Raw genomic sequence first — 18,004 nt, forward strand, 5'->3', positions numbered from 1 at the left:
CCCCCCTGCCCGTGCGCCTGCGTCAGCTCCTGCACCCGGCGGTCCTGCTGCTCGGTCCCGTGTTCCTCAGCGCTGCGGCGTGGTCGGTGCCGGGCACGTCGGCCGCGCTGCGCGGGTTCTCCCACCGCTCGGAGGTGACCTTCGGCGGGCTCGCGATGCTCGCGGGCTGGTACCTGCTGTGCACCGGGCTGATCGTGCTGGGTCACCGCTGCGGCGCCGGCCTGCCGCGGCTCCCCGCGCTCTCCCGGTTCGACGACGACCCCGTCCTCGAGCGGCGGCTGTTTCGGCTGGTCTGGCTCCTGGCGGCTGTGGGTATCGGCTACTCGGTGGTCCGGACGGCGGCGACCGTCGACATCGCCGCGGCGCTCGCCGGTCACACCGGCAACGACCTGAAGTCGGCGCTCGGCGGCGAGGCCGGGGCGGCCACCCTGCGCTACGCGACCGCGGTCGCCGCGCCGATGGGGATCCACCTGTGGCGTCGCGGGCTCCTGGGGGGCGTCGAGGCCGCGTCGGGTGTGGTGCTGCTCGGGGTCGACGCCCTGTTCGCGTCCCGGCTGGCGGTGCTGATGGCGGTGGTGGTGTTCGTCTTCCTTCACGTCTCCCGGCGGCCGCAGGCGCGCGTGCGGTGGCGGGCGGTGGCCCTGGTCGTGGTCCTCGTCTTCGCCGCACTCACCCTGCTCAACTCGCTGCGCAACGAGAACTACTACACCGCCGCGGGTGTGGACAGTCCGCTCGCGGCCAACGGGTACCAGCTGCTGACCTACCTGGGCGCGCCCTTCCAGGTCTCGATGGGCGTCGCGGACGCCATCGCCGCCGGCCGCTACCCGCAGCAGTACAGCGCCGCCCACGGCGCCCGGATGTGGATACCGACGTTCCTGCGCGGACCGGACGACACCGAACAGACCACCGACGACGCCGCGGCCCGTCACGCCCAGGGCGAGGAGTTCACGGTCTCCAGTGCCTCGCTGCCGCGCGGTGGCGAGCGGTACGCCTCGACCGTCGACGTCGGCGACACCCTGACCACCAACTCCGCGTTCGCCGACGTCCTGTCCGACTACGGCTTCGGGGGCTTGCTGGCGCTCGCGGTGACCACCGGGGCGGTCGGTCTGCTGCTGGGCGTCCTGGGTCGCTACCGCTCGGTGGTGGCGAGCGCGTGCGGCGTCGTCGGCTACGGCGCCGCCGAGTCGTGGCGCACCTACCTGTTCAGCCAGGGGATCGTGGTGTTCCTCCTGGTGGCCGTCCTCGGCGGAGCCCTCGCCCTTTCCCTGCTGCGCCTGCGCCCGCACGCTCTCGCGATCCCGCTCGGGGGGACAACGGAATGATCTACGTCGACGACCGACGCACCGGCAACCACGGCATCGCGCGGTTCGCCCGCGAGGTCCTCTCCCGGTTGCCTGCCCGCGTGTCCGGCCCCGTGCGGCGGTTGCCGGTGCACGGCTCGGCGAGCACCCCGCTGGACTGCCTGCGGCCGGGCAGGCTGCGGGCCACGTCGCGGGACCTGGTCGTCAGCCCCGGCCCCAACGCCGGGCTCTCCCGGGCACCGCAGCTGGTCACGCTCCACGACCTCATCCATCTCGACACCGGCTCGCGGCTCAAGCGCGAGTACTACGAGCGAGTCCTGCGCCCCGCGATCGCGCGGGCTGGCCGGGTGCTCACCGTGTCCGACGCCTCCCGGGAGGCCATCGAGTCCTGGCTCGGGCCCGCGGCGGCGCGGGTCCGGGTCGACGTCGTCGGCAACGGCTGCTCGTCGGCCTTCACCCGCGACGGCGAGGTGGAGCGGTTCACTCGCCCGACGCTGGCACTGGTCAGCAACGCCAAGGTGCACAAGAACGTGGAGGTCGTATTCCGGGCCCTGGCGCGCTGCCCGGAGCTGGGGATGGTCGTGGTGGGCCCCGCCCCCGCGACGATGGCCGGGTTCGCCGCCTCCGCCGGTGTGACCGACCGCGTCGAGATCCGCCACGACGTGCCCGACATCCAGCTCGCGCGGCTCTACCGCGGCAGCGCGGCCCTCGTGATGCCCTCGACCCTCGAGGGCTTCGGGCTGCCCGTACTCGAGGCGATGTCCTGCGGCACCCGCGCCGTGTACTGGGAGGGCTGCGCGCCGGTCGCGGAGATCGCCGCGGGCAGCGGCGTCGCCGTCACCGGCTCGACCGACGACCGGGAATGGGCCGAGGCGATGGACAAGGCAGTTCGCGGCGAACCCCTGCACTTGCCCGGGACCTGGGCCGGTCGGTACGACTGGGACCGGGTGGGGGACCGGTTCGCGCGAGCGGTACGGAAGCTCGCGTGAGGGCGGGACTCGCTCGGCTCCTCCTCGGGCAGGTGCTGGGCCAGCTCTGCCTGGTCGTCGCCGTCCCGGTGCTCACGCGCCTGATGGACCCCACCGAGGTCGGCCTGTTCCAGCTCGCGTCGGCGATCGCCGTCGTCGCGCAGCCCGCGGCCACCTGGTGCCACGAGTTCCGGATCCCGGTGGCGGCGTCGCCGGCGGAGGTAGCGGCGCTGCGACGGGTCGGGTTCGCGATGCTGACCGCAACGACCGCGCTGTGCGGGGCGGTCGCGCTCGGGGGTGCGCTCGCGGCGTCTTGGGACACGGCGGAGACCGCCCTGACCACCGCGCTCCTGCTCGGCGCCTACGCCGGCACCGTGCTCGACAACGCCGTGCTGATCCGCGCCCAGCGGCGCTCGGCGCTCGCCGCGCGCAACCTGCTCAGCGGCGTGCTGGGCGCGGGACTCCAGATCGCTGCGGCGCTGCTGCTCGGGTCGGCGGTGGCGCTCGGCGTCGCCGTGCTCGTGGGGCGCCTGGCGGCGATCGGGCTCACCCGCGCCTCGACGACCCCGGGGGAACGGACCGGGAGCGTCTCCCTGCGCGGCTCGCTCCCGGCGGTCGGCGCCCAGTCGATCTGGGTGCTGTCGATGCAGACGATGACCCTGCTGGCCACCCCGTTCTTTGGGGTGGTGGCCGCCGGGTACGTCGGCCTCGCCCAACGCATCGCGGGCGCCCCCACCTCCCTGATCGGCCAGGCGCTCGGGCAGGTCGCGCAGAGCCTGCTCGCGCCGCACGTGCGCGCCCGCGACGGGCAGCTGCGCCGCGCGGTGCTGCGCCAGACGGCGGCGCTGGGCGCGTTGGCGTCGGCCGTCGCCGTCCCCCTGATGGTGCTCGCTCCCCGCTGGGCCGCGACGTTGCTGGGGGAGCAGTACGCCACCGTGGGCACGGTGACCGCGATCCTCGCGGTGCCGTTCGCCCTGCAGATCACCGCGGGCCCCCTCACCCCGCTGCTGATCATGGTCGATCGGCAGACGGTGTTCTTCCGGCTCCAGACCCTGCGCGCCCTGGCGGCAGTCCTGGCGGTGGTCGGCGCCGGGCTGCTGACCCGAGACTTCGTCACGACCTGCCTGGTGTACGCGATCGCCGAGACCGCCAGCTACGCAGCGTGCCTGGTCGTCGTGCAGCGCGAGGCCGGGCGCAGCGACGCCACCGCGCGCGCGGTTCACGCGACGGCGTAGGTGTTGTTGCCCTCACGTTTGGCGAGCCCGGTCAGCTCGGCGCCCAGCCGGGCTACCCAGGTTTCGTCGAGGGTGGCGGTGGCCAGCACGACGTTGTCCCAGTGGCCGGTGAACGCCGCCCAGGTCGGGGCGAGTATCACCGGGGCGGCCGCCTCGTCGCGGCCCGAGGTCAACTGCATCCGGGTGCCTTCGAGCGGGGCCATCGCGATCAGCGTGCCCTCGGCCGGCGCCGAGGGGCCGACGAAGCCCATGGAGTGCTGCAGCCGGGCCAGTTGCAGCGGCCCGGCGGTGATGGTGGCCATCTCGAACGCGAACTGCTCCGGGTCGCCGTAGAGCGTCGGCTGGTGATCGGTGTGGGCCGCCCGCGGGCCCGCCGGTGCTGGTGTCGCTGGCGCGGGCCGGTACACCGGTCGGGGTGTCCGGTGCGGCGACTGTGCCAGGAGCGCGACGTCGCGATCCGGCGTTGGCGTCGGGTGCCAGGTACCCCGGTCCGGCCGAGGCGGTGCTGGCCGTGCCCGGGCCAGAATGGGTCGACGATGACCGCGCGGATCCCATCGTGGTCCGCCGCCTGAGCTGGTGGAGATTTCGCATGGCACCTCCGACGTTGACCCCGGAGCAGCGGGAAGCCGCCCTGGCCAAGGCGCGGGAAGCCCGCCGGGCCCGCATGGCGTTGCTGGCCAGGATCAGCAGCGGCGAAGAGACGATCCGCTCGGTGCTGCAGCGGGCCCACTCCGACCCGGTGGTCGGCAAGGTCAAGGTGTCCCAGCTGGTCCGGGCGATACCTGGCTACGGACCCGCCAAGACCGAGGCCCTGCTGGAGGGCGTGGGCATCACCGGGGGCCGTCGCGCCGGTGGCCTCGGAAGCCGCCAGCGCGAGGCGCTGCTCACCGCTCTCAGCTGACATGCGGCGCCCGGATCACGACCGCAGGGGTCCGGCCGGACGGTGGTCGGCTGAAGATCACCGGGCCCGACTCGGCAGCCCACTGTGGCCCTCTTGAGATCACTTCGGTGACGGGACAGCCGGATCGCGGCGGGCCCGGTTCCGCTCAGCCCGAGAAGGTCAGGTCGAGCAGTAGCCAGACGATTGCCGCTGACGCGGCAAAGGCCGCAGAGACCAGCAGCAGCACGGTCGCGATTTCCCACCGCCGCACCACGTCGTCATGCTCGCGCCACGCGCTCGGCCATCCGGTCACGGCATGGCAGTGTCGGCCAACCGGGCCCCGGGATCCAGAGCTGCTCGGCCGATCCCCGCCAGGGGCCGCGAGGTCCAGTGATCGCGAGCTCGCCCATCTTCATGGCCGCGCCCGGCTCGGTAGATCAGTCCTGGCCCGGGCGCCGGTAACGTCGGCGGTGCTGACCAGTGCGCCGCAACCACCGATGTCGACATCTTTTTGCGTTCTCACCGGGATCCGCTGTTCCACGCGCCTCGGGGATCCCCCGGCAGGATCTTGATGGGACACTGCGCCCAGGCGGCAAGGTGGGGAAGTAGAGGACTGATGCCCGAGGAGATTGACCCGCTCGCGGCGGCGGCTTATGCGGATGAGGACACCACCGAGGTTGCGGTCAGCCGGGTGGCGAGCATTCTCACGGTGCGCGACGGGATCGCCGCCGAGCGCCGGGGTCGGGTGGACGCGTTGGAGTCCTGGGGATCCACCGCGCCGTGGCCGATCGCCCGCAAGATCGTCGCCAGCCTGCGCAGCGCAGGCTGGCAGCCGCCGGCCCCGGAGCGCGTCCACGCCGTCGCCCAACGCGCCGCCGCCGACCGCACCCGGTACAAAGCGTGGTTCGACAGCCTCACCGCCGAAGACCGGGCCCGCGTCGTCGAGCACTACAGCGAGCACGGCAACTACCCCGCCGACCTCCAACCCCCCGAGCCATGACTACCAGGTCGGGAGACCCCGAATCGGGGCACCGTCAGAACATCGTCGTCTCTTCCTGGTGGTGTCGGCGACAGCTCCTTGAGTCGCTCAGGCCCCGTCACACCCCTGCCAATCCATCCCGCCCGGTTCTCGCCTTCGCCGGCTCGACCGAGGCGGTTACCGGTCGCTGAAAGGAGATCGTGCGGGGTCCCGCCGATCCAGGGCGGACTCACGTGATCAGCGGAGTGGCGGCCCATGAGGGTCGGCGCGATGCCACCGCCGGGTCAAGGGTGGATCCGGGGTCGTTCGATCGGGTGCCCGTGCGGCTCTCCGCCCTGGTGGCGCGCCGGACGGGGTTGGATGACCTGGTGATGTGCGGCGAGGATCTCGGGGTCGGCGCGGAATCGCAGGCCGGATCCCGGCCGGCGAGGCAGCTGGCCGGGATGTTCTCGCCGCGCGAGGCGCAGATCCTGGCGCGGGTCGCCGAAGGGCTGAGCAACCGGGAGATCGGTGAAGCGCTGGGGCTCTCCCCGTTCACGGTGAAGTCGCATTTGGTCCGCATTGGGCACAAGTTCCGTAGTGTTCACGAGGTCCGGTGCGGCGATCGGGCGCACCTGGTGGCGATGGCGCTGCGCGCCGGTGTCATCAGCTAACGCCCGGCCCACCAGCACCGAGCTCGCGGTGTTGCCGACGGCCGCGCGTCACGCGCGCAGGTATCGCTAGCGGCGCACCGAGGCCGACGTCAGCACGCCGGGGCGTGGTCGCCCGGGGCGTCATCGCGGACCTCGTCGGGGAGGGTCTGTCCGCGGGCGGCCGTCGCGTCCCTGCATTACCGCGGACCGCGCTGATCGTTCGCGATCCGAACGACCGAGCCGACCTTGGCGTGTCACTTCGGGGCCGTCTGCGGCGGCTAGTGGGGGTCGTCGTTGCCGGGTGGGCGGTCGAAGTCCGCCGGGGAGGTGGTGTCCAGCCAGCGGCGCAGTGCCGCGGCGTGGGCGTCGATCTCGGCCGCACCGGCTAGCTCAGGACTGGGGGCGGGGTCGGCGAATTCACCGTCGGCGATGCGCTCGAGGGGCATGGCGGCCACGTCGAGGACCGCCGTGGCGAGGTAGATCGGTATCGCCGCGGCCAGCGCTACCGGCACCGCGTCACTGGGCCGGGCGCTGACCCGGGCGCCGCCGGCGAGTGCCACCTCGGCCAGGAACGTGCCCTCGGCCAGCCCGCAGATCCGGACGTGGGTGAGGCGCTGCCCGAGGGCGGCGACCACGTCGATCAACAGTTGGTGGGTCAGCGGCCGCCGCGGGCGTTCCCGGCCGACCACCAGGGCGATCTGTTGGGCCTCGGCCGGGCCGATCCAAATCGGGACCGCCCGCCGGGCCCCGCCGCGTTCGCGCAGCACCATCAACGGGGCGCCGCTGGCGGGGTCAATGCCGATCCCGAGCAGCGTCGCCTCGCGGTCCTCGGCGCCGCCTTCACCCACCCCGCCATCATCCGCCTTCCCTTCGCGGATGGCACCGTGGCACTGAGCGTGTCTCGCGGCGGCCCGGCAGCACTCACGAGCCGGCCCCGCCGCGTCCCGGGGCCGGAGCTTCGAAGGCTCCGTGGTGCGGGTCGTGGGGGACGAAACAACGTCAACTCCTTTGTCCTGCGACGGTCGAAGCCGCAGGCACGCTTGCCGTAGTTGCTGGTAGAGGCCCCAGGTGGCGGGTACTGGAATCCCTTTGATCCGCTGGTTGTGGCAGCTCGAACAGTTGTCCGAGAAAGGCTGTGGTGGTGGGAGTCGTTTGCGTTGCCAATGAAATGCGGGGATGCGGTGAGCTCGCCGTCGCGGGTCTCGTCTGATGCTGGCGCGACCACCGTCCCCGACGACGGAGACTGTCCTATGCGCCTTCGGGGCATCGCCGGGTCGACAGCTCCCTCGGGTCCTCGCCGAGGGAGCTGGGGCCGCGAGCCTTCACGTCCCGGCTTCGCCGATAAGTCGGCTTTATGTCGGGGTCGACCCGTCGCGCGGTGGTGGGCTGTCTCTGAGGCCGTCCTCTTCGGCTTCATCGAGTATGAATCGACTGCCGGTCGAGTGGGTGAGTTCCTCTAGTGGGGATGGGCCTTGGAGATGCCCGGGTCGACGGAAGCCGCCGTCCCCCGGTTGGTCGCTTGGATGTCGGTCTCGTGGCGGTGCGGTGGGCATGGCTTGTTGGCAGTGGCGGACTAGGTCGTTGATGAGCGTGGCGCGCCACGTGGTCCAGGTTCGGGGGGCGGTGCCGCGGGCGTCGGCCTCGGTCAGGGCGTGCAGCAGCTCGAGCAGGATCGGGTCGCCGTCGAGGGTGTCGACGACGTGGTGGGCGGTGGCCGGGTCTGTGGGGTTGTGGTTGGTCGCGGTGTGGGGCAGCAGTTGGTGGTGGCGCACCATCGCGGTCAGGGCGGCGAGGTCGGCGGGGCTGAGTCCGAGCCGGTGCCCGATCTGGCCGGTGAGCAGGGCGCCGTGGTGGCAGTGGTGGGTGGTCGGAGGATTGCGGCGGGGGTGGCCTCGTCCGATGTCATGTAGCAGGGCCCCGAGCAGCAGTAGGTCGGGTCGGGAGACCCGGGCGGTGAGCGCGGCGGCGTGGGCGCAGACCTCGAGCTGGTGCCGGTCGACGGTCCAGACGTGGGCCGGGTCGGGGGGTGCCAGGTGGCGGATGGCCCCCCACTCGGGCAGCAGGCGCGCCCAGAGCCCGGCGACGTCCAGCGTCTGGACCACATTGATCATGGCTGGGCCGCTGCCTAGCAGGGTCTGGAGGTAGGCGAGGGCGGCGGCCGGCCAGGGGGCGCGGAGCTCCGGGGCTTGCTCGGCAAGCCGATGCAGGGTGCCGCGGTCGATGGGCAGGCGGGTGCGGGCGGCGGTGGCGGCCACCCGCAGGATCAGGACGGGGTCGCGGCCGGGTCGGGTGTGGCCGTCGAGGGTGATTTCGCCGCTGTGCTCGATGACGCCGTGGTCGGGCCGGCGGCACGGCGACGGGCGGCCCGCGGCGGCCGATGTGGGGCGCGGCAGGCCTGGGCGGGCCGCCCGTAGGGCCGCGGCGGTGGCGGAGGCGACGGCGGCGCCGGCGTCGGAGAGTCGGCGGGTCAGTTCGACGCGGTCGGCCAGGCCGAGGTCGTGGGCGACCTGCTCGGCGTCCTGGGCGGGCAGGGTGTCGCGGGCGCGGCCGGAGCGGCGGCGCAGTTCGGTACGGACATCGAGGATCAACGCGTTGGCCTGGGTCACCTCGGCGGCGGGCTGTTCGGTGAGCTCGGCGGTGGCCAGCGCGTTGAGCAGGTGGATGTCGCGCAGCCCGCCGTGGCTGTTGTTCAGCTCCGGTTCGACGCGCTGGGCGAGGTTTCCGGCGCCGGCCCACCGTGCCCGGATCTCGGCGGCCAACTCGTCGAAGTGGCTTCGCAGGCGGTCCCGCCAGGTGTTGCGGGCCACGCGGATTAGATGAGTGACGAGGTCGGGGTCCCCGGCGATCGCGCGGGCCGCGAGTAGGCCCATCCCGTCGCGGGGGTCGCTGATCGCGGCCTGCACGGTTTCGCCGACGGTCGACACGGCGTGGTGTCCGCCGATGCCGGGCTCGCGCAGCGGGCCCCACAGCGCCTGGCCGATGCGCAGGCTGGTGGCCGGGTCGAGCCCCGACTGGCGCGGGTCGTAGACCAGCAGCAGATCGAGACCGGAGTGGGGCACCAGGTCGCGGCGGGCGAGCCCGCCGAGGGCCACCACCGCGGTGCCGGGGCCGATCCTGGCATCCGCGGCCCGCGACGAGAGCCACAGTTCGTGGAGATCGACCAGCGCGGTGCGCAGCGCCTCCGGCCCCAGCCGTCGCGATCCGTGCGGCGGGCAGAGCAGCCGCGACCGGGCACGCAGCAGCGCCTCGGCCGACCTCGATGGGTCGGGCCCCGAGCTCGCAGCGGCCATGTCCAGGCCCCCCGCCAGGTCATCGGGTCCGGCCCTCCGGCGGGACCGCCGGAGGGCCGGACCGCGGCTGGTGTTGCTAGAGGGCGTCGGGCCCGCGTTCGCCGGTGCGCACCCGGACCACGGTCTCGACCGGGGTGGTCCAGACCTTGCCGTCCCCGATCTTGCCGGTGCGGGCGGCGTGGGCGATCGCCTCGACGACCTTGTCGACCATCTCGTCGCCGGTCAGCACGTCGATGCGGACCTTGGGGATGAAGTCCACCGAGTACTCCGCGCCGCGGTAAACCTCGGTGTGGCCTTTCTGGCGGCCATAGCCCTGGACTTCGGAGACGGTCATGCCCACCACGCCGAGCCGCTCCAGGGCGCTCTTGACGTCCTCCAGCATGAACGGTTTGACGATCGCGGTCACCATCTGCATCGCTCAGCCCTCCTGACCGGTCGGGGCGCCAGCGGGCGGCGCCGCCTGCTGGGGTGGGTGGCCGATGGCCTGCTCGAGGGCACCTCCGCCGGCGAACAGGCCGGTGAAGTCGTAGCCGGTCTCGGCGTGCTCGGCCTCGTCGATGCCAGCCGATTCCTCTTCCTCAGAAACCCGGAAACCGATCGTCTTGTTGATCAGGAAACCGAGGATCAGCGCGATCACGAACGAGTACACCAGCACCGAACCGGCCGCGACCGCCTGGCGCCACAGCTGGCTCGCCCCGCCGCCGTAGAACAGGCCGTCCGCGGCGCCGGTGGTGCCGGTGGACGAGGTGCCGAAGAACCCAATCAGCAGCGTGCCGATGATGCCGCCGACCAGGTGGACCCCGACGACGTCGAGCGAGTCGTCGAACCCGAACCGGAACTTCAGGCCGACCGCCATAGCGCACAGTGCCCCGGCGAACAGCCCGACGACCAGCGCGCCCATGGTGTTGACGTAGGCGCACGCTGGGGTGATGGCCACCAGCCCGGCCACCGCGCCGGAGGCGGCCCCGAACGTGGTCGGCTTGCCGTCGCGGACCTGCTCGACGATCAGCCAGGCGATGACCGCGATCGCGGTGGCGGCGGTGGTGTTGGTGAACGCCAGCCCGGCGGTGTCGGTGGCCGAGAGCGCCGAACCGGCGTTGAAGCCGTACCAGCCGAACCACAGCAGGCTGGCCCCGAGCAGGATGAACGGCACGTTGTGCGGCCGGGACGAGCTGCGCGGCCAGCCCCGCCGGCGGCCCAGCACCAGACACAGCGCCAGTGCGGCCGCGCCGGCGTTGATATGCACCGCGGTGCCGCCGGCGAAGTCCTCGGCCTTGAGGGTGTTGGCGATCCAGCCGCCCGCGGCCGGGCCGCCGGTCACCGCGTTGGCGTAACCGTCGAACGCGAACACCCAGTGCGCCACCGGGAAGTACACGATGGTCACCCACAGCGCCACGAACACCGTCCAGCCCCAGAACCTGGCGCGGTCGGCGATCGCCCCCGAGATCAGCGCCGGGGTGATGACCGCGAACATCAGCTGGAACATCACATAGGCGAACATCGGGATCGTGTGTCCCGGGGCCGAGGTGATGGTGTTCCCGATCACCGAGGCCATCCCGGCGTGCTCGAGATCGCCGAACAGGTTCAGGGAATTGGCGCTGGTCCCGAACGCCTCCGAGTAGCCGTAGAGCACCCACAGCACACTGACCACGGCCAGGCACATGAAGTTCATCATCAACATGTTCAGGACGCTTCGCGAGCGGACCATGCCGCCGTAGAAGAATGCCAGGCCCGGCGTCATCAACATCACCAGCGCCGCGCTGGCCAACACCCACGCGGTATCTCCCGAATTGATCACATCACCCTCCACGGCCAGGTCGGGATCGGTGGGCGCACACGGTGAGAGCGCGAGGTTTCCGCCAGTGTCACGGCCCATTACCGTGCTGTTAAACGTGTTTCTTACCGGTGCAGGGCACTCTGCGCGCCCGCCGCCCGGCGTGCCGAAAACCGGATGGTCCCGTCAAAAGGGGCTTTAATGGTCGTCGTTCTGGGTAAGCCTGATCGACCCCGTTGTCTGGCTTCCGCGAGTCGGTCTTGTCGGTCTAAGTCGTGACGGAGATTCAACGCCGAGATAGAAATCTGAGATCAGCGCTCCGCTGGACAATCAGTCCTCGATCTCCGGCAGATGCCTTTTTCCCGACGGCTCTTGTCGTCTGGAGACCTAGGGTGCGGAGTTACGGATCGTCATCGGTCTGTGGCGTGAGGTCGAGCCCTCCATGTTTGGGTTGGATAAACGTGTAGCCGACGTTGCGCACGGTGCTGATCAACTGCTCGTGCTCGGAGCCGAGCTTGGCGCGCAGTCGCCGGACGTGGACGTCGACGGTGCGGGCGCCGCCGAAGAAGTCGTAGCCCCAGATCTGCTGCAGCAGCTGGGGCCGGGTGAAGACGCGGCCGGGGTGCTGGGCGAGAAAGGTCAACAGCTCGAACTCCTTGTAGGTCAGCTCGAGCGGGCGGCCGCGCAGCCGCGCGGTGTATCTCGCCTGGTCGATCACGAGGTCGCCGCGCTCCAGCGGCCCGTCGGCCCTGTTGTCATGGGGGGCGGGCGAGGGGCGAAGCAGGCGTAGCCGGGCATCGATCTCGGCTGCCCCGGCATCCTCGAGCAGCACCTCGTCGACCCGCCACTGCAGCGACACGGTCACCAGGCCGCCCTCGGTCAGGATCGCGACGAGCGGCACCCCCAGGTCCCTGGAGCCCAGCCGGTAGCAGCGGCTGCGGGCGGCGGCGAGGTCGTAGCGGGCGTCGACGAGCACCGCGTCGTGGGCGCCCGCCTGGAGTGCGGTCGCGACCTTCGGGGTCACAGTCTTGAGTCGGTGGGGGAGCAGGGCCAGAGACGGCAGCACCGACGACGGTTCCGGGTCCGCAGTCACCAACAGCAGCTCCACGCCTGGCTCCCTCCGGACCGGCGGCCAGGCCATAATAGCCGTTCAGCGAGAGAGCTATCCAACCTCGACCAGGCCTCCCGGCTGCGGCCGCCCGAGGCCGTGCCTCATCTGGCTGCCGAACTACAGAAGGCAGGAGGCCATTCCTCAAGGCCGCGTGAGCCCTCGTGCATGAGCACGGCCTGGCCGCGTTGACGTTGCGTAGGGTCGCCGGACGCGTCGGGCCGCGCGCCACCGCTGTCCTCCCACTTCGGATTCGCAATTCCCACCAGCGCGCCGGAGAGCGAGCAATAGGAAACGCGATCCGGTGCCGGCTGCCGTGCAACGCGGGCGCTCATCTGCTGGTGTTCAGCGCACTGGCCGGCTCCCCGCCGAGTGCGGCCAGGCAGTTCGTCGCGGCGCCGTGGCCGGCCCGCACGCCACCGGGGGATGGTTGCAGCCGCCCGTGGGCCGTCGAGGCCGAACTCCGGCGCAGGTTGGCCCTTGGCCCGTTGCTGGCCGGTTCGTGATCTCCGCCGGATCCGGGGGCCCCGGCGGGGCGTCTGGTTATTGGTGCAGGCCGGTGGGTGGGTGGGGGCGGTTGAGCCAGCGGGTGATGTCCCAGCTGTGGTGCCAGGCCGGGGTGGCGATGAGCGGGAGGAATCCGGTCCAGAAATGGTTCATCTGGTCCCAGAGCTGCTGCGGCGGGGTCAGGGACTCGAGCAGGGTGGCCCGGCCGGCGAGGCTTGCCACGAGTTCGTGCGCGGCCCACCGCGGGTCGACCGTGGGGGTGAGCAGATGCTGCTGGTCGGCGAGGGTGAGCAGCCGAGCGAGGTCGGCTTCCCAGCCGGCGCTGAGCTCGGCGAGGGTGGGGGTCTCGAGGACCTGGTCGCGCAGCACCCGAGCGGCGCCGCGCACGATCGGGTCGCCGAGGCGGGCCACGACGACGTCGGTGACCGCGATCAGGGCGTGCAGCGGGTCCGGCGCGTTGCGTTCCGCGGCGGGTACGACGTGCTCCCAGGTGGTGATCATGGCCTCGACCAGCGCGGCGGCCACGTCGTGTTTGGAGGGGAAGTGGAAATACAGCGCGCCTTTGCTGCCCGGCGCCTGGCTGAGCAGGTCGTTAAGGCTGGTGCCGTGATACCCCTGCGCGGCAAATTGCTCGCCAGCAGCGACCAGCATGGCGTGGCGGGTGGCCGCGGCGCGCTGCTGTTGCCGGTTCGGGCGACCACGCCCGGGCGGGGGACCGCTCCGGGGGCCGGGTGGGGCGTGGGCGGGGCGCGGGCTGGTCATCGGTGGGGTGCTTTCCCTAGGCCGAGCGTTGAGATCTGGGCGGTCGAGGGGTGCCTGGCCCCGGGCCAGGCACCAGGCGCCGGGGCGGTGGCTTCCGACCGCGCCGGGCCGGGGTCGAGCGCGGCACGGCGGACACGCTGAGCCGGGCGCGGGGCTTGGAGCCGGAGTATCTGCGATGGAAGCGTCACCAACCCGCGCGGCCCCGGCGCCGGGTCCCCGCGCCCGGCCCGACAGCGCCGCGGCCGAGCATGGCCACCGCAGCACCGGCGACAGGGAGACCGGGGCCGCGATGCGTCGGCAGGCAGGGTTCGCCTCCCGACCAGACACCGGCTCCTCGTCGAGCATCAGCGTGGTATCGCTACGCCGCGGGGTCAATCACTTCGGCGAGGGGACAGCCGGATCGGGACGCGGCACCGGATCAGGCCGAGGGACGGGCCGTCCAAGCGGCCTGGGCGGGCCGGAGTCGGCTTTCAGTCGGTCCGACTCGGTTGCCGCGGGTTCCAGTCCGTCGGAGCCCTGACTCCGACGGCCGGTGCGGCGCCGGTCGGCCGGATCGGGGCGGGCCCCGGTGCGCTCAGCCCGAGACGGTAAGGTCATGTACTAGCCAGACGATCGCCGCCCACGTGGCAACCGCCGCGATGATCAGCAGCACGGTCGCGATCTCCCACCTGCCGCAGCACCACCCGCGGGGCATCCCGGCTGCGCCGCGCGCTCGGCGATCCGGTCACAGCATGGCAGTGTCGGCCAACCGGGCCCCGAGATCCAGGGCTGCCCGGCCGATCCACGCCGGGGCCGCGAAACCCGGTCACTGCCCGCTCGCCCATCCTCATGGCCGCGCCCCGTTCGGTGAATCTGTCCGGGCGTGGTGGTCGGTCGGGTCCGCGGTGCGGTCCCGGGGGGCCGCGGCCACCGACGTCGACATGGTTTCTGTTTTCTCGGCCGGGATCCTGCCCCGCCGAATCGCCGGTAGCCGAGCCCGTCGGGGCCGATCGGGCGGGTGGCGCTTGGCTCGGCTCGCAGCACGCCGCGAGACCCGCGGTCCTGTGCACCCACTGGGTTCCTGCGGCAGGATCTTGAGGGGACACTCCGGTGCCGGGGAGCGCTCAGGCGCCGAGGTGGGGAGGGGGACTGATGCCCGAGGAGATCGATCCGCTCGCGGCGGCCGCGTATGCCGATCAGGACGCCACCGAGGTTGCGGTCAGCCGGGTGGCGAGCATTCTCACGGTGCGCGACGGGATCGCCGCCGAGCGGCGGGGACGGGTGGACGCGCTGGAGTCCTGGGGATCGACCGGGCCGTGGCCGATCGCCCGCAAGATCGTCGCCAGCCTGCGCAGTGCCGGCTGGCAGCCGCCGGCCCCCGAGCGGGTCCAGGCGGTCGCCGAGCGCGCGGCCGGGGACCGTGCCCGGTACAAGGCATGGTTCGACAGCCTGACCGCCGACGACCGGGCCCGCGTCGTCGAGCACTACAGCGAGCACGGCGACTACCCCGCCGACCTTCAACCCCCGGAGCCCTAACCGCCGGGCCGGGTTCTCCCGAAGCGGGGCACCGCCCCGGAAACGTCCTGTCTGATTTGGTGTCTCGGCGACAGCTACGGACCTCGCCCGGGCCCGGTCGCACTACGTCGCTCGGTTCTCGCCTCCGCCGTCTCGACCAGGGTTGTCGCCGGTCAGTGAACGGTGACCGTGCGCGGCTTCCTGGAGATCCGGGGGCGTTACACACTTGATCATCGGACGGTGCGGCGCGGGAGAGCTGTGGTGCCGCGCCACGCCGACGGTTGGGCCGCGGCTCGGTGGCGCACGCTCGGCGGGCGAACAACGTCGCGAAGTCCGGCGACTGGTCGGCGTGCTGGGCCGTCAGTGGTGACGCCGACGGCGCCTACACACCTACGCGGCCCGGGCATGCCGCTAGAGCGCCGCCGCCTCGTGACCCAGCCGGGAAGACGGGCGACGCGGGGCCCGGCGCTCGATCCGCTGGGGTCCGTTCACCTCGCAGACGCCGGGCCGCCGCGTCCCCTCGAGAGTCCTCCGGCCTCGCTCAACGGTCAACTCGTGCGTCGCCGGGACAGCGCAGCCGGACTGATCTGGCTCAGCGGTGGCTGGAGGCCTGGTCGCCGTCGTGGCTGGGGTTGGCCATGGCCAGCCCGGTGGTGGAGAGCAGTCCGGTGGAGATCATCGCGGTCGCGAGGACAGCCTTGCGCATGGTCGCCACGAGCGGCCGGTCCTTCCGTGTGCGGGAGCCCGGCCACCGGTGAGCACACCGCGCGAGCGTCCGATTACGTGTCGCCAACCCGGCACCGCAGACCCCGGTGACGGGGTGGGCCGCCGGTTCAGCGCAACGGGTGGCCCTCAGCTCGGTCCGCCGCCCCCGGATCCGATCCGGGGTCGTTCGATCGTGTGGCGGGGTGAACCGCCGCTCTCTTGGCGGGCTGGTCGGGGTTGGATGGGCTGGCGGTGTGTGGCGACGATTCCGGGGGCCGCTCGAAGTCGCGGGCCGGTGCCGGCCAGGCGAGCCAGGTGGTGGGGATGTTCTCGCCGCGTGAGGTGCAGATTCTGGCGCGGGTCGCTGACGGGCTGAGCAACCGGGAGATCGGGGAGGCGCTGGGGCTCTCGCCGTGGACGGTGAAGTCGCACCTGGTCCGCATCGGGCACAAGTTCCGCATTGTTCACGAGGTCCGGTGCGGCGATCGGGCGCACCTGGTGGCGCTGGCGTTGCGCGCCGGTGTCATCAGCTAACGCCGGGCCCGGCCGCACCGTCCGGGAGGCCGCCGAGCGGGGCCTGCGCGTTCCGCTGGGTGCTCTCCGGGCGGCCCAGTTGCGGCGTGCTCGTGAGCCAGGCCGCCGGCGATGGCCGCGAGGTTCGGCGGGGCCGTCCGAGCCGCTGCCGCGCCGAGCGCCGTCGCGCGCCCGGGTTGGGCGGCCGCGCGATCAGGACCGTCGCCGCAGCCGCGGCATGGCCCGGTCGCTGGGGTTGCGGCGGGCCCGCAGCACGATCTCGACCTCGGGATGGGCATGGTCGGCCAGGGTCCAGCGGCGTCCCACCACGACGTAGGTCCCAAGGCGGTGCTCAATGGTGTCGCCGGGCGCGGGCGGCACCGGAAGATCAGCCGGCGGTGGCGCCTGCAGCCGGTCGAGAACGGTGAAGCGGATCCGCATGACCGCTCATCGTGGCCCAACGCGCTGCGCCTGCCCGGCGCGGAGGGGGTCAACACCGGTGGCAGTCACCCAGGCAACCCGGCACCCGATGCGGGCCGCCGGACGCGGGCGATCGCGCCTGCCTCGCGGGCCGGGTCCCGACGGTCGTGCGGGTCAGCCCACGAGGACGAGCTCCCGGGGGTGTTTCTGACTTACTTGGTTGGCGCCCCGGCCGTGGGGTCTGCATCCGATGGCGTGCCGAGGGTGACGGTCGGCTGGCGTCAGCGTAACCAGCCCGGGGCCAGCCTGTTGATCTCGCGGCGGCGGCCACCGGATGTTCCCATCCTCGCGAGTTATCCGAGCAACGAACCGAGGAACCCCTTGATGACGCTGGGTCGAGCCGTCGCATCGGTGGAGGCCCGGGGGTCGCCTCTATCCATGTCGTGCTCGAAGGGACCGCCGAGACCGCCCCTTCATACACCCCCCGCCGGGGGGTCAAACTTCGTCGGCCCCTTTGACGACTCCGCCATCCTGACCTGAGCGTGGTCGTTTAGATCCCGATCAGACCGCTGGCTGCGCCAGGAACGGGAAAGTCATCGGCATGACGGCGGCACGGCCCCGTGCGCGGAGTTGATCACCGGACCCGGCCCCTGGGTGTCGCGACCGGCGCGGGAGTGATGTCGGCCACCTTCCGCCTGGCCGATCAGAACTCGCCGGAACCGCGGGATATCTGCCCTACTTGGGTGTTGTGAGTGATCACACCGCAGCGCGCGGCGGGCGTGAACGCCGGCGGCGGGGGTCTGCTGATATCAAATGATGCGGGTTGATCGAGGTCCAGCGTCGGGCGGATCGACCGAGGTGGACCCGATCCGAGGAGTCGAACTCATGTCCGAACCCACGACCCTGGCCTCTGCCGAGGGCCCCACGCCGGTGGAGCAACTCTCCGCGATCACCCGGCGCGGAAACGCGACCTGGAACCAGGCCCGGGAGCAGTGGACCGGGCAGGTCAAGGAGCTCGGCGCCGAAGCCCGTACCCGGGCCGGCTATGCGCGGGAGAACCCCGAGCAGGTCCTCGACGCGGTGTTCGACCTGGTGATCAGGCTGATCGACCAGCAGCGCGAGTTCACCCGCGGCCTGCTGCGCGCGACCGCTCAGATCCGTCGCTCCGCGGCGGCAGGAATCCAGGACTCGGCCAAGGCGGTCGACCTCGAGGCCCACCACGCCACCAGCTCGGCGCGGCGCCGGGCGAGCTGATCTCCGGGCCGCGCCAGCCGGGAGGGAGCAGAGATTCCCAACCCGCGGCGACGTCAAGGGGAAGCGGCAGCGCCAAGAGCCCACGCTCGGGGACAACGCCAACCTCGCCGCCGAACGCAACGACCACGACTGAAACGCTGCGGCGCGGGTCGACCGCGAGGGCGACGATCACGGTCAGCGGG

The 18,004-nt window shown here is 72.2% G+C and carries 17 protein-coding genes and 2 pseudogenes; 9 read left to right on the plus strand and 10 right to left on the minus strand.

Annotated elements, in window-relative coordinates; translation table 11 throughout:
• The first annotated feature begins 11 nt into the window (after nt 1–11).
• Genes LQ327_RS09630 through LQ327_RS09640 form a run of 3 tightly spaced genes read left to right on the plus strand, consistent with a single transcriptional unit; the run spans nt 12 to nt 3,504 of the window.
• On the plus strand, nt 12–1,322 hold the full coding sequence (locus tag LQ327_RS09630) for a hypothetical protein (RefSeq protein ID WP_230731971.1): 1,311 nt from the start codon (nt 12–14) through the stop codon (nt 1,320–1,322).
• Complete coding sequence (locus LQ327_RS09635; protein ID WP_230731973.1) at nt 1,319–2,290, plus strand: glycosyltransferase family 4 protein; 972 nt, start codon at nt 1,319–1,321, stop codon at nt 2,288–2,290. Before LQ327_RS09630 ends, LQ327_RS09635 begins: the two co-directional genes overlap by 4 nt.
• On the plus strand, nt 2,287–3,504 hold the full coding sequence (locus LQ327_RS09640; protein WP_230731974.1) for an oligosaccharide flippase family protein: 1,218 nt from the start codon (nt 2,287–2,289) through the stop codon (nt 3,502–3,504). The genes LQ327_RS09635 and LQ327_RS09640 overlap by 4 nt, the downstream gene beginning before the upstream one ends.
• On the opposite strand, the gene LQ327_RS09645 is transcribed toward LQ327_RS09640, so the two are convergent.
• On the minus strand, nt 3,489–3,911 hold the full coding sequence (locus LQ327_RS09645; RefSeq protein WP_230731975.1) for a hypothetical protein: 423 nt from the start codon (nt 3,909–3,911) through the stop codon (nt 3,489–3,491). The two genes, LQ327_RS09640 and LQ327_RS09645, sit on opposite strands and share 16 nt — an antisense overlap.
• 182 nt (nt 3,912–4,093) lie before the next feature.
• Between LQ327_RS09645 and mihF the strand changes: the two genes are divergently transcribed.
• Complete coding sequence (mihF, locus tag LQ327_RS09650) at nt 4,094–4,405, plus strand: integration host factor, actinobacterial type (protein WP_230731976.1); 312 nt, start codon at nt 4,094–4,096, stop codon at nt 4,403–4,405.
• Between the two features lie 145 nt (nt 4,406–4,550).
• Here the strand turns inward: mihF and LQ327_RS09655 are convergent, their stop codons facing one another.
• Nucleotides 4,551–4,697 (minus strand): hypothetical protein, encoded by a 147-nt coding sequence (locus LQ327_RS09655; protein ID WP_230731977.1) that lies wholly within the window; start codon nt 4,695–4,697, stop codon nt 4,551–4,553.
• Between the two features lie 303 nt (nt 4,698–5,000).
• Between LQ327_RS09655 and LQ327_RS09660 the strand changes: the two genes are divergently transcribed.
• On the plus strand, nt 5,001–5,384 hold the full coding sequence (locus LQ327_RS09660) for a hypothetical protein (protein ID WP_230731979.1): 384 nt from the start codon (nt 5,001–5,003) through the stop codon (nt 5,382–5,384).
• Between the two features lie 428 nt (nt 5,385–5,812).
• Nucleotides 5,813–6,016: pseudogene (locus LQ327_RS09665) on the plus strand (response regulator transcription factor); the annotation flags it as partial.
• A gap of 257 nt (nt 6,017–6,273) precedes the next feature.
• On the opposite strand, the gene LQ327_RS09670 reads toward LQ327_RS09665, so the two are convergent.
• From LQ327_RS09670 to LQ327_RS09695, 6 genes are all read right to left on the minus strand, one after another.
• Entirely contained in the window at nt 6,274–6,843 is a 570-nt protein-coding gene (locus LQ327_RS09670; RefSeq protein WP_230731981.1) for a bifunctional nuclease family protein, read from the minus strand.
• A 504-nt stretch (nt 6,844–7,347) separates the two neighbouring features.
• Nucleotides 7,348–9,285: a [protein-PII] uridylyltransferase family protein gene (locus LQ327_RS09675; RefSeq protein ID WP_230731984.1), complete on the minus strand. Its 1,938-nt coding sequence runs from the start codon at nt 9,283–9,285 to the stop codon at nt 7,348–7,350.
• A gap of 76 nt (nt 9,286–9,361) precedes the next feature.
• On the minus strand, nt 9,362–9,700 hold the full coding sequence (locus tag LQ327_RS09680) for a P-II family nitrogen regulator (RefSeq protein WP_230731987.1): 339 nt from the start codon (nt 9,698–9,700) through the stop codon (nt 9,362–9,364).
• A gap of 3 nt (nt 9,701–9,703) precedes the next feature.
• Entirely contained in the window at nt 9,704–11,083 is a 1,380-nt protein-coding gene (locus tag LQ327_RS09685) for an ammonium transporter (protein WP_230733206.1), read from the minus strand.
• Nucleotides 11,084–11,459: 376 nt separating this feature from the next.
• Nucleotides 11,460–12,167, minus strand: a complete 708-nt coding sequence (locus tag LQ327_RS09690; protein ID WP_308286271.1) for a winged helix-turn-helix transcriptional regulator — start codon at nt 12,165–12,167, stop codon at nt 11,460–11,462.
• A gap of 543 nt (nt 12,168–12,710) precedes the next feature.
• Entirely contained in the window at nt 12,711–13,436 is a 726-nt protein-coding gene (locus LQ327_RS09695; protein WP_230731991.1) for a TetR family transcriptional regulator, read from the minus strand.
• Between the two features lie 1,131 nt (nt 13,437–14,567).
• Here LQ327_RS09695 and LQ327_RS09700 point away from each other — a divergent pair.
• Nucleotides 14,568–14,951 (plus strand): hypothetical protein, encoded by a 384-nt coding sequence (locus tag LQ327_RS09700; protein WP_230731994.1) that lies wholly within the window; start codon nt 14,568–14,570, stop codon nt 14,949–14,951.
• Between the two features lie 571 nt (nt 14,952–15,522).
• Here LQ327_RS09700 and LQ327_RS33790 read toward each other — a convergent pair.
• The gene (locus tag LQ327_RS33790) at nt 15,523–15,645 is read right to left on the minus strand and encodes a hypothetical protein (protein ID WP_269069228.1); all 123 of its coding nucleotides are present in this window, start codon (nt 15,643–15,645) and stop codon (nt 15,523–15,525) included.
• Nucleotides 15,646–15,965: 320 nt separating this feature from the next.
• Here LQ327_RS33790 and LQ327_RS09705 point away from each other — a divergent pair.
• Nucleotides 15,966–16,169 (plus strand): annotated as a pseudogene (locus LQ327_RS09705) (response regulator transcription factor); the annotation flags it as partial.
• A 192-nt stretch (nt 16,170–16,361) separates the two neighbouring features.
• Here LQ327_RS09705 and LQ327_RS09710 read toward each other — a convergent pair.
• Nucleotides 16,362–16,589 (minus strand): hypothetical protein, encoded by a 228-nt coding sequence (locus LQ327_RS09710; RefSeq protein WP_230731995.1) that lies wholly within the window; start codon nt 16,587–16,589, stop codon nt 16,362–16,364.
• Nucleotides 16,590–17,453: 864 nt separating this feature from the next.
• Here LQ327_RS09710 and LQ327_RS09715 point away from each other — a divergent pair.
• The gene (locus LQ327_RS09715; RefSeq protein ID WP_230731998.1) at nt 17,454–17,822 is read left to right on the plus strand and encodes a hypothetical protein; all 369 of its coding nucleotides are present in this window, start codon (nt 17,454–17,456) and stop codon (nt 17,820–17,822) included.
• Nucleotides 17,823–18,004 lie beyond the last annotated feature (182 nt).

The organism is Actinomycetospora endophytica, from assembly GCF_021026375.1.
In the GTDB taxonomy this organism is placed as follows: domain Bacteria; phylum Actinomycetota; class Actinomycetes; order Mycobacteriales; family Pseudonocardiaceae; genus Actinomycetospora; species Actinomycetospora endophytica.

Bases quoted from the DNA above. Each gene is read 5' to 3' on its own strand.
- LQ327_RS09635 (WP_230731973.1), top strand. From the start codon at position 1,319: ATGATCTACGTCGACGACCGACGCACCGGCAACCACGGCATCGCGCGG.
- mihF (WP_230731976.1), top strand. From the start codon at position 4,094: ATGGCACCTCCGACGTTGACCCCGGAGCAGCGGGAAGCCGCCCTGGCC.
- LQ327_RS09660 (WP_230731979.1), top strand. From the start codon at position 5,001: ATGCCCGAGGAGATTGACCCGCTCGCGGCGGCGGCTTATGCGGATGAG.
- LQ327_RS09675 (WP_230731984.1), bottom strand. From the start codon at position 9,285: ATGGCCGCTGCGAGCTCGGGGCCCGACCCATCGAGGTCGGCCGAGGCG.
- LQ327_RS09680 (WP_230731987.1), bottom strand. From the start codon at position 9,700: ATGCAGATGGTGACCGCGATCGTCAAACCGTTCATGCTGGAGGACGTC.
- LQ327_RS09695 (WP_230731991.1), bottom strand. From the start codon at position 13,436: ATGACCAGCCCGCGCCCCGCCCACGCCCCACCCGGCCCCCGGAGCGGT.
- LQ327_RS09700 (WP_230731994.1), top strand. From the start codon at position 14,568: ATGCCCGAGGAGATCGATCCGCTCGCGGCGGCCGCGTATGCCGATCAG.
- LQ327_RS09710 (WP_230731995.1), bottom strand. From the start codon at position 16,589: ATGCGGATCCGCTTCACCGTTCTCGACCGGCTGCAGGCGCCACCGCCG.
- LQ327_RS09715 (WP_230731998.1), top strand. From the start codon at position 17,454: ATGTCCGAACCCACGACCCTGGCCTCTGCCGAGGGCCCCACGCCGGTG.